Source organism: Protofrankia sp. CiP1_Cm_nod3 (assembly GCF_982290655.1).
The window spans coordinates 10197-23445 of the sequence record NZ_CEVIVD010000044.1; the positions used below are offsets into that span (position 1 = coordinate 10197).

The following is a 13249-nucleotide window of genomic DNA, read 5'->3' on the forward strand; positions in this document are numbered from 1 at the left end:
ACCGCGGCTGGGACCGGGTCGTCGAGGAGGTCCGCGGGCTCGGCGGCTACTCGACCCTGGCCGAGTTCCTCGACGACCAGTCACAGCGGCGGTCGGGACGGGCCTGCGCGCAGGTCGGGGAGCCCACCGCGGCCGAGCTGGAACGCCTGGTCCACCTGGTCCGGCTGCGTCACGGGCTGTGTGTCGCCGACTGGGCGGAGATCCCGCGGCTGGCCGCGGCGATGGCGGGAGAGGGCGCGCTCGGTGCCCGGCGCTGGCTGCACAGCCTGACCGGGCTCGCGCGGGCCGGCATCCCGCTCAGCGCGCGGGAGCTGCGGGCCCGTGGCGAGCTCACCACGGCCATGCCGGACGGCCGCGATGTCTGGGAGCGGCTGGACGAGCTGACCGGGCTCGCGCCAGTCAAGGAGCATCTGCGCAGGCTGGCCAGGCGGATGGCGCTGGAGGACGCCCGCCGCGCGGTCGGGCGGGCCGGCCGCGCCGAGGCCCAGGCGCTGCATCTGGTCCTCACCGGTAATCCGGGCACCGGCAAGACCACGGTCGCCCGGCTCGTCGGTGAGATCTACCGGGATCTCGGCGTGCTGCGCCGCGGCCATCTCGTCTCCGCGGAAGTGTCCGACCTGGTGGCCGGGTTCGTCGGCCAGACCGCGATCAACACCAACCGGCTGGTCGACGAGGCGCTGGACGGGGTGCTGTTCATCGACGAGGCGTACCGGCTGACCGAGCAGGCCGGCGGGTTCGGCCAGGAGGCGATCGACGCGCTGCTCACCCGGATGGAGAACGACCGGGACCGTCTGGTAGTGATCGTAGCCGGTTATCCGGTGCGGATGACCGACTTCCTCGGCTCGAATCCCGGCCTGCGCAGCCGGTTCCCGGCGGCGAACGTCGTGGACTTCCCCGATTTCTCCCCCGACGAGCTGCTGGCCATCCTGCTCGGCGAGCTCACCCGGGCGGAACTCGCCTGGACGCCGGAGCTGGCCGACGAGCTCCGGCAGGCCGTCACCGGTCTGCACCGGGTCCGCGACGGGTCGTTCGGCAACGCCCGGACCATGCGTGAGCTGGCCGCGGAGCTGCGGGACGAGTGGTCGCAGCGGGTGTTCCCCGCTGGCGGGGTGGCCCGGCTGGACGCCGCGTCGGCCGAAACCGTGCTGACCGAGCCGCTGCGGCCCGCGGATATCCCTGAGCGTTACCGGGTGTATCTGCGTCGGGCCGTTCCCCGGGTGGAGGAGGTGCTGGCCGAGTTCGACACGCTGGTCGGCATGGGCGCGGTGAAGGACGTGCTGCGGGGGCTGGTCGCCAGGCTGCGGCACCGGCAGCGGCTGGGATCGGACGGTGTGCTCGCCCCGCATCTGCTCTTCGTCGGCCCGCCGGGCACCGGCAAGACCACGGTCGCCCGGCTGCTCGGCCGGATGCTGCACTCCCTCGGGCTGCTGGGCCGGGGACATGTGGTCGAGGTCACCCGGGAACGTCTGGTCGCCGGTTATGTCGGTCAGACCGCGTCGAGGACGGAGGAACGCATCCAGGAGGCGCTGGACGGGGTGCTGTTCATCGATGAGGCGTACAGCCTGGCCCGGGGCGGCGAGAACGACTTCGGTCAGGAGGCGGTCGACACCCTGGTCCCGGCCATGGAGAACCTCCGTGGCCGGCTGGTCGTCATCGCCGCCGGCTACCCGGCCGCGATGGACGCCTTCCTCGCCCGCAACGAGGGGCTGAGCTCGCGGTTCACCGAGCGGGTGGAGTTCCCCGGCTACACCGTCGAGGAGCTGGCGGAGATCCTGCGGAGGATGGCGTCGGACGCCGGGTACACCCTGTCACCAGCGGCTGGGGCGCGGGCGTCCGGCTGGCTGCGGGCGGCCCGTTCCGCCCGGCTGGACGACTTCGGTAACGGGCGCGCGGTGCGCACCCTGCTGGACCGGATGGAGGCGCGGCTGGCCGAACGCACGCTGAGCCTGCCGGACGGGGCCGGCCGGGACGCGCTGACCACGTTCCTGCCCGATGACGTGCCCGCCGGGCCTCCCAGGTGAGTGGGCTTGTGCCGGGGTCTGACGACAGCCGTGATGGGCCGGTGGCAGCGGGATGCTGCCCGGTCTGCGCGCTGCCGTGCGGGGCGGCGGCGCGGTGCCGGGGGTGCGGCTGGCTCCTGCGTGGCGGTTACGTCCTGGGCGGGATCACTGCCGGTCTCGAGCGGGAGTTCGGTGCCCGGCTGGCGGCGGCACGCCGCCGGTTCGACCTGCGGGCCGTGGCCCGGGTCGTCGACGCGCTCGGTGACGGCGATCCGGGGCTGGCCGGCCGGCTGGTGGCTGTGGTCCGCGGCGGCCCGCCGGCGCCGGGTGAGATCGACGCCGCCCGGCGCGAGGTGGGTGAGGCGCCCACCATGGCGCCGGCCGGCGTGGTCGTCGGGCGGCTGCTGAACCGGATCGTCAGCGGCGAGATCAGGCAGGCGGCTGTCGTCGAACTGACACCGGACGCGGTCGCGGTGACCGGCGTCGGCGCCGACGATCTGGGTGTCCCCCAGCGGCTCGGGCCGCAGCGGACATGGAACTGGTCGGATCTGCTCCCGGGGCTGCCGTCGGAACCGGACAGCCAGTGGCTGCGGCTGGCCGGCGGGATCGGGGCTCACGGCGGTGGCCGGGTGGACCCGATCGTGACCGTGGGTTATAAAGGCTGGCCGGCGGCTCTCCAGCCGCTGCACGACGTGCTCGCGACGATCGGCCCGTCCAGCGTGGTGCCGCTGGTCCGGCAGGTCGCTGGCTGGCCGATGGTGGACGACGCGCTCCAGGCACTCGTGGACAGCCTCGTCCACGCCGGTCTGGCCGACGGCCAGCAACCGGTCGCCGTCGTGAGCGGCACTCTGGACGAGATGCTGCGGCGGGCGCCGCTGCGGCATGGTTACGCACTCGCCCTCGCCGAGGTCGATCATGTCACCCGACGGGTACGTCTGGTGACGCATCCGCTGTTCGAAGCCGACACGGTGGTGCCGGCCGAGCCGGAGCTGGCGCCGGAGTCCGAGGTCACGGTGCTGGCGCCGCCGACCCGTTCGGACGAGCTGGCGCTGGCGGTCGTCGCCCCGGTGGGGGACGACCCGCGGCAGTGGCGTCCGGTGGCCCTGGCGCGGTGCGCGCCGCAGCCCGGCACGCCCGTGCGGGTCCGGGTCGCGCTCGACGGGCCCGGCCGGGTGCGCTTCCTGCATCCGGCGGATCTGCGCGGTGGCGGCAGGACCTGGCCGGGCGTGTTGAACGAGGTCCCCGCCGAGTTCGGCGCCGAGCAGGTCGACGTGGTCTTCGCGCTCGAGCTCGGCGGTACGCCGGAGGCGGTGGCGGCCCGTTTCCAGGTGGTCGTGGACCTGCTCACGCTGGTCGGGGAGGAGCATCCGGAGCCGGCTGCGGTGATGGTCGGCCTGATCGGCTATGACGATCACAACCTGCTCGACTGGCGCGGGTCGCAGCGGCCGGTGGTGCGGTTGGCGGCGCCGATGGCGGCGGCGGGTGTGCTGACGGCCCTGTACGGATGGCGGCCGAGTGAGCCACGCTACGATTTCGCCGCCCCTGTCGAGGATGCCCTGCGTGTCCTGAACGAGTCGGCGGGGACGCGGTGGTGGCGCGACGGCGCCGCTCACTGTCTTGTCACGATCGGTGCCCGGCCGCCGCATCCGGTGCGGCAGCACGACGACCTCACGGTGCCCTGCCCGGCCCGTCACGACTGGAGGACGGAGATGGATCAACTGGTCGTACGGGACGGTATGCGCAGGGTGGCCATCCGGGGTATGCCCGAGGTCGACCCGGCCCGCGCCGGCGGGTCCGCGCGGGCGCGGGCCGATGAGGCATGGCGCCAGCTGGGCGCGGACGGGCTGTTCACCCTGGACGGGGTGTCCGCCGCCGGGCTGGCCTCGGCGCTGGGGCTGCTCGCCGGGTACGGCGAGCGCACGCTGCCGGTGCCGCTGCTGGGCCCGGCCACCGAGCCCTCCAGCGCGGCCCGGCCGGGTGCCGGCACCGGCAGCGTGGCTTCCGGCGGTGCCGCATGGTAAGCCCGCGGGTGGACCAGCCGGCATTCGACCGGCCGCGCTTTGACATGCGCATCGGTCTGTGGGGCGCGACATACAGCGGGAAGACGACGTATCTGGGCGCTTTGAAGCTCGCCGCCGAACAGGCGCGCAGCCGGGCCAGTTGGAGGGTCACGAGCAAGGATGCGGGTGCGGTGTCCGTGCTGTCCGAGCTCGCGAACGTACTCGCCGTCAAACGTATGTTTCCGGCGGGTACCCAGGTCGGCACCAACACCCGGCTGAGCTGGTCGTTTCTCGGGCAGAACCATGCGAACGAAAGTCATATAGAATTCGCTCTCGAGTTTTTGGACGTTTCCGGCCGGCTGTTCGAGGACCAGTGGACGCGCGACGACAAGGGCGAGAACGCGGACGTGGACGAGCTCGACTTCGATGAGGTGCGCGGCGAGCCGGGCCTGGGCACGCGTGACGAGGTCGCCAAGGAGCAGCTCGTGGAGCATCTGGTCACCTGCGACGGAATCATCTATTTGTTCGACCCGATCCGGGAGGAGGATGACGGCAACGGTTTCCAGTATTTCAACCAGATGCTCGACGAGGTGGTGAGCAGGACGTTCACCAACGGGAAGCTGGTCGGCAACCGGCTGCCCCACCAGCTTGCGGTCTGCATCACGAAGTTCGACGATCCCCGGGTGCTCGGCCGGGCGATGACACCTCGTGACCTCGCGGTGCTGGCGGAGAAACCCGGCCGGCCGAGAATCGAACAGAAAGTCGCACGCCGGTATTTCAGCATGCTCTGCCAGGAACGGCCCGACAACTCCGCTCAGCACATTCGTGACAGCATCCTGTCGAATTTCTACCTGGACCGTATCAGCTTCCACGCGACCTCCTCGATCGGTTTCTACATCGGGCCGAACGGCCGGTTCGACCCCGCTGACTATGCCAACGTCGTCAGCGAGCGGGGCCAGTTCCGTATTCGGGCCCGGCCGCAGCCGATGAATGTCCTTGAGCCGCTGGTGGGGCTGGCGAACCGGATCCGCAGGGCGGACGGGTACCGATGAGCGAGGTCGCTCTCGACTGGGCACTGATCGGTAAAGCTCCCGGCCAGCGGGAAGACTACAGCCTGCTACGATCCGGCTCCACCGGCCGGCTCCGCCCGGGGAGCATGGCCAAGATGGTCAATCACTTCTCACCCGGATCACCCAGGTCGCCCGTTGGGGAGGAACAGCGGGAGGGAGCGGACGCGCTGCCGTGGGTGACGTTCACCTTTGCCACGGCCGCCACCGTCCGGTATGTGGGGGCCGCGATCCGCGAGTGGCCGCGGGAGCCGACGGTGCCGGTGGACGCGGCCGGCCGCCCGATCGTCCCGACACGTTTCTTCTGCCTGCCGCTGGACGACTTCGAACGGTGTTTCGGCAGCTACCTGGCCCTGTACCGGGCGGTTGAGGAGCGGCCCTTCCCCGAGCACGACGACGAGCCGCTCATCGTGTCGGCTCGGTCACGTGACGAAGAGGTCTCGAGTGTCCGGGAGCGGCTGCTGGATCCGCGGACGGCCGCGGCCGTGGGGGCCGTGGCCGCGGCGCTGCTCCGTGGGCCGGTCACGCTCACTCCTGGTTACGTGTCGCCAAGGTATTCGCTTGAGGAGCGGATAGCCTTCTTCGACGAGGTGGCCGCACTGCTGCCCGCGGGCGTCCGGGCCACGCTGTCCGCGGGCACCTGGGTGGACAACCGGACCAGCCACCGGATCCGGCTGGCGTTCACCCAGTATCTGCGGGACGGCGCCGGGCAGATCGATCCGGATGACCCACGGGATGTCAACGCCGTCGTCGACGGCCATGATGACGCTGCCGGCCGCGACCACAGCCCCAGCCGTGTTTATGCCGTGAACCTGAAACGGCTGCGTGACGGGTGGGGAACCGACGCCGTTCTGCGCTGGCTCTCCGAGGACGAGAAGCCATACAGTTTCAACCAGCCGGACAAAATTGTCGAGGCACTCGCCGTGGCGGAGCGAAAGATACTGCTCGGCCAGACCCGGGGGAATTCGCCGTCTTCGCTGGCCACAGAGCGGGATGCGCTCACGGAAGAGACGCCCGAGGAAGATGCGTCCGCCCCGCCGGAGGCCCTTGCCGAGAGCATACGGGAGCACTTTCGTTCGCTGCCTCCTGTCGACTATCTGGCGGCCGAGCTGCTGAAGGTCTTCCTGCTGGGGACCGGCGGCTTCGGTGCGGGCGGAGCGATCGCCACCGACATCGAGCTGGTCAGGAAGCACTGGGTCCCGGCGGCGCTGCCGGCGCTGCTCGAGCGCTGTCGGCAGCTTGTCGAGGTGGACGCCGACAGCCGGCTGCTCACGGCGCTGGTGGGTATGGCAGAGCGGCTGCGCTGCCTCCCGGAGATTCTTGCTGACTTCCTGCTGCTGCACGGCGGCGCCGATGAGGTCGGGCGGGAGATACGCGATCTCGTGGTCGACTCCACACTCGATCATCGGGACGACGCGGACGGCTGGCGGATGGTCCGGGACCGGCTGGCGGCCGACCGCGCGTACACGATCCATCTGCTGGTCAGGCAGATGAAGCGTGAGCTGCCGGCCGATGGGTGGGACGCGCCTGCCCCGTCGGGCGGGCGCACCCTGCTGGGGCTGCTGGGCTGGCTGGAGGCCGCCGACCATCCGGCGTCCAGGAATGTGCTGCGGGTCCTGCGCGCGTTGGAGACCTCCTCGTTCCGGCAGATGATCGGCGCTGACGACATCGCCGCTCTCAGCGGGCCGGACGGGGCCGGTGACCCGGGGGTGCAGGTGCTGCTGGAGCGGGCCCTCCGGCGGGGGCGGTTCGACCAGGTGCTGCCGGTGTTCGAGGACTGGCTCACGGCCGCGAGCCAGCGGTTCGACGTGCGGCGGCGGGACGAGTGGGCCAGCTTCCTCGAGCGGCCCGACATCGAGATCGACAGCGGCGTGCGCAAGCGGCTGCTGAAGACGGCGCAGAGCCGGTCCAGACGCCGGCTGGGGCTGCTGCGCCGTGGCGGTGACGGCGGGCAGGCGGTGACCGACAGCCTGCCCGAGGGCGCTCAGGTCGGCCTCGAGGTGCAATGGATGATTGCTGATCATCCCGATCGGCGGGATGTCCGCGATATGGCCTGGCTGGCAGCCCACTACCGGCCCGCGCCGCCGACGGGTGGTGCCCTGACGCTGGGGGAGGTCTCCTTCTTCGGCGATGTCATGAAAAACGTGGCCGTTGCCTTCCACGCCCCTGCCGGCCGGCTTGGCCGGGGTGAATTCTTGTGGTGTTGTTATGCGTCCCACGAAGAATTTGTCAGGGCTCGTCCCAGAATAGCCAGGTTCTATCAGGCGGCGCAGGGCGGGATGCGCACGCCGGATGCTCCGCAGAAATTGCTGCGCATGGCGGCGCCGACGTCGACGGCCATCGCCGACGCTATCGACACGTTCGGCTTCGGTGCGGTCGCGGCCACCGCGGCGCTCCTGCTCGACGGGCCGGTGACCATTGCCACACCAGTGTTCCCGGTGCCGTCCGCGCCTCCGGTGCCGTCCGTGCCGCTGCGGCTGCGGCTGGCTTTTCTCGACACCGTCCTGGCGCTCCTGCCGATAGGGATGTGTTCATCGCTGAGCGCCTGCACCTGGGCGTACGGCGATCGGATCGAGCGTTTTCGTATCGCTTTCGGTGATGGCGCGGCCGGGTCGGGCCGACATGTGGTGGAGTGGCGGAACCTGCCCGGAATTCCGCCGCTACGGTCGGGTCTCGCCCGGGCCTACTACCGCCGTCTCCTGCTGCTGCGGACCCTGTTCCACGAGACCCGCGACATCGTCCACGTACTTGCCCGGGACAGCGCTCCCTTGAATCTGGACATACCGGATGAGCGCTTCCGGGTCTCCATGATGTTCGAGAACATGCTGTTCGAGCCGGTACGGGAGCCCGAGACGGCCATGGAGAAGTGGTCGAGCCGGGTGGACGACGTTCTCGCCGGGAATTCCGGCGGGGACGACGACGACATCAGGACACTTGAGGCCCTGCTCGCCGATGGTTCTCTGCTCGATGTGGAGGACACCCGCTCCTACGCGCGGCGGCTGCGCGAGCAGGGCCGGCTGGACCGGGTGCTCGGCGGGCTGCTGGGCCGGAAGCCGAAGGGCGCCGCCCGGTTTCGCCGGGTCCAGGCCGGGGCTGTCGCGTTGGCCCGTGAGTTCTGCGCCGACGGGTGGTCGCCGGCCGGCGAGCGCCGCTGGCCCGAGGTCGACCGCGGGCTGCGCCGCGCGGACCGGGCCCCCTGGAGGTCGCCATCCAGGAGATGCGGGCCGGCTCGGTCGAAGGGCTGCGGCACTGGCTCGACCGGATGGACAGCATCGGCGACCCGCCGCGGATACTCGACCCGTTCCGGACGCTTCTGATCGAGGCGCGGACTCCCGCCGACATACCGGATCCGGCCAGGTCTCCGGACGGGCTGCGGGCGCTGCTGCAGCTCGCCCGCCGCCTGGACCTACAGGACGGCACAGCGCTGCTGCCAGCTCTCCTCGCCCGTCTCCCCGACGGCTGGGGCCAGGCCGCCGGGTACTTCCGGTGGTTTTCCGCCTCGGGTGCCCACAACGGGGCGCTCACCCGGGCCGGGTCGAAGGACATCCCGGCGCTCGGCGGATCCGGGCCGGTGGAGGAAGCGCGCGGGAACGTCTCGCCCGGATCCGAACTTCTTCTATGGCGGAAGTCACCATGAGCGGAAGCGCGGGACATGTCGGCCTTGACCTGGGGTCCGTCTGCACCAGGATCGCTGTCTGTGATGACGCGGGCCACCTGCCGCCGTTCGATCCCGTCAGTGACGCGCCGGTCGCGACCGCTGTCGCCTGGGCGGGGCCGCGGGTGCTCGTCGGACGCGCTGCCTTCGACGGCACCTCCGCTCCGGACAGCCTGGCCGGCCGCGACGCCGTCGGGCACGATGCCGGGGCGCTCACCGGCTTCCTGGACCTGCTCGGGACGCCGGAGGCCTATTGGGGGCAGCACGGCTGGCGGTCACCCCGCGGCCCGGCGCGGGCCGCGCGTGCCTTCCTCACCGCTGTCCTGGACGGGAGCACTGTCCTGGACGGGAGCACTGTCCTGGACGGGAGCACAGCCCTGGACGGGAGCACAGCCCTGGACGGGTCCGGGGCCCGGGGCGGGGCGTCCGGCCATGGCCGGGGTGTCTCGGCCACGCGTCAGATGGTCGTCGCCGTGCCGGAGCGCTGGCAGCGCACGTCCGAGGGGAAGGGCGCCCGGAACGGGCTGCGTCGCCTGCTCGCCGACGACCTCGGGCTGCCGGTGCGCGCCCTGGTCAGCGCACCGCTCTGCGCCGCGGCCTGGTCGGTCGCCGACCGTGCCCCCGGCCTTGACAGCCTGCCCACGACGGCACCGAACGTATTAGATACAGAACAGGAAGTGGCAGGAGCGGGGCCGGCTGTGACGGGCCCGGCCGGCCCCGCCGTGGGCGGGGCGCCGCGGCCGGGCCGGCTGCTGCTCGTCTGCGATGTCGGCGCTGACCGGGTGCAGGCCGCCTTGTGCGAGACGCAGGAGCGTGCGGTCCGGCTGCTGGACGCCGAGACCCGCGCCGGTACCGCGGGGTCGGCCTTCGCGGCCGCGGCGGTGCGGCTGGCCTACACCCGCGTCCACGGCCGGGAGCCCACGGACATCGTGGCCGCGCGGCTGCTCCGCGTCTTCGCCGAGGATCTTGCCCGCGGCCAGGAGCGGGCCGTGCGGGTGCTCGCCGCCGCGGCCGAGCAGCCACGCTGGCGGGACGCGGGTGCCTACCGGTTCGGCGCTGGCTACCGGCTGTCCGCCGCGGATGTGACCGGCTGCCTCGATCCGGTCATGGAAACGATCGAGGATGCCGTGGTCGCCCTGCTGACCCGCCGCGCCGACCTGCTCGACAGCATCCCCCCGGTTCCCGGCACTCCCGATGGGCCGGGGAAGAGTGGCGGCGGTTCGCCTCGAGCGTCCGGCGACGGGCTGGATGTGCTCACCGTCGGTGGTCTTGGCGCGCTGCCGCCGGTGCGGGCCGCGGTGTCGCGGGCCGCGGGCCGGGCGTTGGCCGCGCTCGGCCGGGGCGGCATCCCGGTGCCACTGGCGGTGGACCGCCCCGAGCTCGCGGCGGCCCGTGGGGCGGCGGTGCTGGCCGCCGGCCGGGTGACCGCGGCCGAGGGCTGCCCGCATGCCCTGAGCCTGCGGGTGCACCAGGTCCGTGACGGCCTGCTGGCCGCGGGGAGTCTGGTGGTCGCTACACCGGGTGCTCTCCCACTGGAACGGGCCGAGGCCGGCGACGTCCCGGTCGTGGTGACCGTCGACGGCTCCCACGGCCGTGAGGTGCTTGTCGACGTCCAGCCGGCTGGTCACGGTGGTCGTTTTCCGGTCCGGATACCGTTACGGGACGATCTGCCATCGGGCGGCTACCACGTGGGGGCGCGGGCCGTCCGCACCGGGTTCGGGCCTGGCGCACTCGTCCTGCACCCGGTCGCCGGTGGGCCGGCGCGGGTCCTGCCTCTCCCCTCAGCTCCGGCGGCGGTGGGGAGAACGGGTGACCTCCGCCTGTGCCGTCCCAGACCGGGCGTGGCGGGGGGCCGGCGGCGGGATACAGGCCGTCAGCAGGGGATGAACGGAGGAATGGTGGTTGAGGACCCCTGGGCCGAGCCGCGGCCCGGGGAGGTGGCGATCACCGCCTCTCCGGATGCGCCGGTGACGGCGCTCGACGCGTTGCGTTCGGCATTCCGGCAGGCTGTGCTGGCGGTGAAGGCCGGGGCCGGCGAGGCCGACCCGGCGGAGGCGTTCGGCGTGGTGGTGGCCCTCGACGCCGCCCTGGCCACAGCGAAGGATCTCGTCGAGGTCCTGCCGGGCCTGCTGGCGGTGGCCGACGCCGGTATCCCGGCCGAGGAGGAGCTGCTGCGCTCCGCGGCCGAGCAGGCGTCGGCAGCGGCGGATGTCGCGGCGCTACGGGCGGAACTGGACCGCCGCCGTGGCATCGAACGGGGGCTGCTCGACCGCGCCGCCGAGTACGAGCTGCTGCGGGCCCGGGTCGGGGAGCTCCGGCACGCCGAGAAGGTCGCCGGCTTCCTCGACACACTGCGGGCGCAGCACGATGATCTCACCGAGCGGGCGGAGGTCTTCGCCACCCCGGTGGCCGAGACGGAGCGGGCGCTGGAGCTCGCGGCCGGGCGGCTGCTGCGGCTGACCGACGAGCAGCTCGGGGAGCTACGGGAGGATCTTCAGCGGCTGCTGGCACAGGCCGCGTCCGCCCAGCACGAGTGGGCCGAGCGGATCCGGGCCCGGGAGGAGGAGATCGCCCGCGCCAAGGAGGAGCACGGCCGGCTGGCCGGGGAGCTGGCCGGTGCCACGGCCGCCCTGGAGCGGCTGGTCGCCGAGAACGAGCAGCTCACCGCGGCCCTGCGGGCCCACGCGACGGCCAACGAGGCGATCACGAAGAGCCTGGGCGGGCTGGGGGGCGTCGAACGGCTCCTGCGGGAGGCCGATGCCGGGCTCGCGCAGGCGCTGACGGAACGTGAGCGGGCGCTGCGCGCGCGCCATTCCATCCGTTTCCCGGGGGATGACGACTGAAAGCCCCCAGGGCTGTTCGATACGTTCTGTCAGCGGGTGATGCGCTTCCCGCGGCCGTTGTCCGGGCCGCTGTGGGGGCCCGGACGGTCGCGGAAGAACACGGCGAACGGGTCGTCCGCCTGCCCAGCCCCGGTATAGATGAAGGTTGTGTCTCCGATGACCCAGGAGTCGCCCGGGGAGAACCGGAGCCGGGGCGGTTTCCGGGGCCGGCGCGGCTGGTAGCGCGTTTTCCCGTCCCGGCGCGTCTGGTGACGCGGTTTGCCGGCCGGGCGCGGCGCCTGGTAGCACACGAAGATGTCGGTTCGACGGAGTTCGCCGATGCTCCTGGCCCGCCGGCCACGCACCGATCCGAGGCCGGGGACGTCGAGCCGCCGCCCCGGGCCGATCCGTACTCTCCGCCCGGACAGCTTCGCCCGTACGATCTGGCCGTCCGGCCATTCCGCGGACAGGACACCGGTCAGCTTCGGATACCACCACAGCAAGCCGCCGACGGCCGCCCCAAGGCCCGCCGCCGCCAGCAGGGCGAGCAGGAGCAGCCCGGCGAAGTTCCAGCCGGCCCGGCTCGAGCCGTACAGGGTGCTGCTCTCGCCGGCGAGGCGTAGTTGGAGCGGCAGCTTGAAGTCGCTTTCAGTAACGTTTCGCCACGATGAGTCGATATTCGCGCCCAGGCGTAGCTCGCTGGTGACAGTTCTCGAGCCGCGGAGCCGGCCGGTAGTGTGCGATTTCCAGCTCAGCGTGACCGGAACGGTGACGCTGTGTCCCGGTTCCAGAGTTATCCGCGACGGGATGCCGTCCGCCCACACGTCCCGGTCGGACGAGGTGACCGAGACATCGGTGAGCTCCAGCGGGAGCCACCGTTCCCGCGATGTCAGCGTCACCTGTGTGACGAGCGGGGACGCCGCCGGGTCCACGTCGGCCAGTTGTGGGTCCCAGGAGACCACGACCTGCCCGCGCACGTCGGCCTCGAGCAGGTTGGCGGCCTTGCGCCGGCGGGTGTCGTCCTTGGCACGGTCCAGGTAGGCGGGCAGCTGGCCCGTGGGCAGCGCGAGCACCGTGGTGGTGGGCAGCGCCCGCTTGAGCTGGCCGGCTCCGTCCCGCGCCTGATCGTCGTCACGCAGGGCGACGCCGTAGCCGTGGACCTTCGTGACGTCGAGCCGCTGCCGCGCGTCGTCCCCGAGCAGCTGCCACGGGCGGTCGTCACCGGTTGGGAAGCCGCTGTTGGGAGGCGGCTGATGCCGCCCGTCGGTCAGCAGGAAGACTGCGGCCACCGGGGACGCGTCGTGCCGGCCGAGCTCGTCGACCGCCTCCCTGACGGCGGCGCCGATGTCGGTGTGCGTCCCGGTGGGGACGCGGGGCAGCCGGTCGGCCGCGCCGGCCGCGCCGGCCGCGGGGCCGGCGTAGAGCACGGCCGGGGCGACGTCGAAGCCGATCAGGACGAAACGGTCGCTGGGCGCGAGGCCGGCGACGAAGCCCCGCAGGAAGTGGCTCACCTGGCCGGCGAGCCCACCGGCGGCCATCGACGCCGAGGTGTCGACGAGGACGACGTAGTCGGCCGGGACGTCGTCGACGTGCAGCGCGGCCATGACAGCAGCGCGGTCCATCTGCGGGACGCCCGGTTGCGGGTCGGGGGCCGGTTCCGGGGGGAGCGCGGCCGGCCGCGGGGTGGCCGCGGACGCTGCCGGCA

The 13249-nt window shown here is 72.3% G+C and carries 7 protein-coding genes; 6 read left to right on the top strand and 1 reads right to left on the bottom strand.

What is annotated here, in order from left to right:
• The 6 genes from AC5LUJ_RS11010 to AC5LUJ_RS11035 form a co-directional block, all read left to right on the top strand.
• Positions 1–2021: AAA family ATPase (locus AC5LUJ_RS11010; RefSeq protein ID WP_493464890.1), on the top strand; the 2021-nt coding region annotated here is incomplete at its 5' end.
• Between the two features lie 41 nt (positions 2022–2062).
• The gene (locus tag AC5LUJ_RS11015; protein WP_493464891.1) at positions 2063–4021 is read left to right on the top strand and encodes a hypothetical protein; all 1959 of its coding nucleotides are present in this window, start codon (positions 2063–2065) and stop codon (positions 4019–4021) included.
• Between the two features lie 8 nt (positions 4022–4029).
• Positions 4030–5052 (top strand): hypothetical protein, encoded by a 1023-nt coding sequence (locus AC5LUJ_RS11020; protein ID WP_493464892.1) that lies wholly within the window; start codon positions 4030–4032, stop codon positions 5050–5052.
• Positions 5049–8384, top strand: a complete 3336-nt coding sequence (locus AC5LUJ_RS11025) for a hypothetical protein (protein WP_493464893.1) — start codon at positions 5049–5051, stop codon at positions 8382–8384. The genes AC5LUJ_RS11020 and AC5LUJ_RS11025 overlap by 4 nt, the downstream gene beginning before the upstream one ends.
• Entirely contained in the window at positions 8330–8704 is a 375-nt protein-coding gene (locus AC5LUJ_RS11030; protein WP_493464894.1) for a hypothetical protein, read from the top strand. Before AC5LUJ_RS11025 ends, AC5LUJ_RS11030 begins: the two co-directional genes overlap by 55 nt.
• Positions 8701–11565 carry a hypothetical protein gene (locus AC5LUJ_RS11035; RefSeq protein ID WP_493464895.1) on the top strand — a complete coding sequence of 955 codons (2865 nt, stop codon included), beginning with the start codon at positions 8701–8703 and terminating at the stop codon, positions 11563–11565. Before AC5LUJ_RS11030 ends, AC5LUJ_RS11035 begins: the two co-directional genes overlap by 4 nt.
• Positions 11566–11594: 29 nt before the next feature.
• On the opposite strand, the gene AC5LUJ_RS11040 is transcribed toward AC5LUJ_RS11035, so the two are convergent.
• Positions 11595–13249: vWA domain-containing protein (locus AC5LUJ_RS11040; protein ID WP_493464896.1), on the bottom strand; the 1655-nt coding region annotated here is incomplete at its 5' end.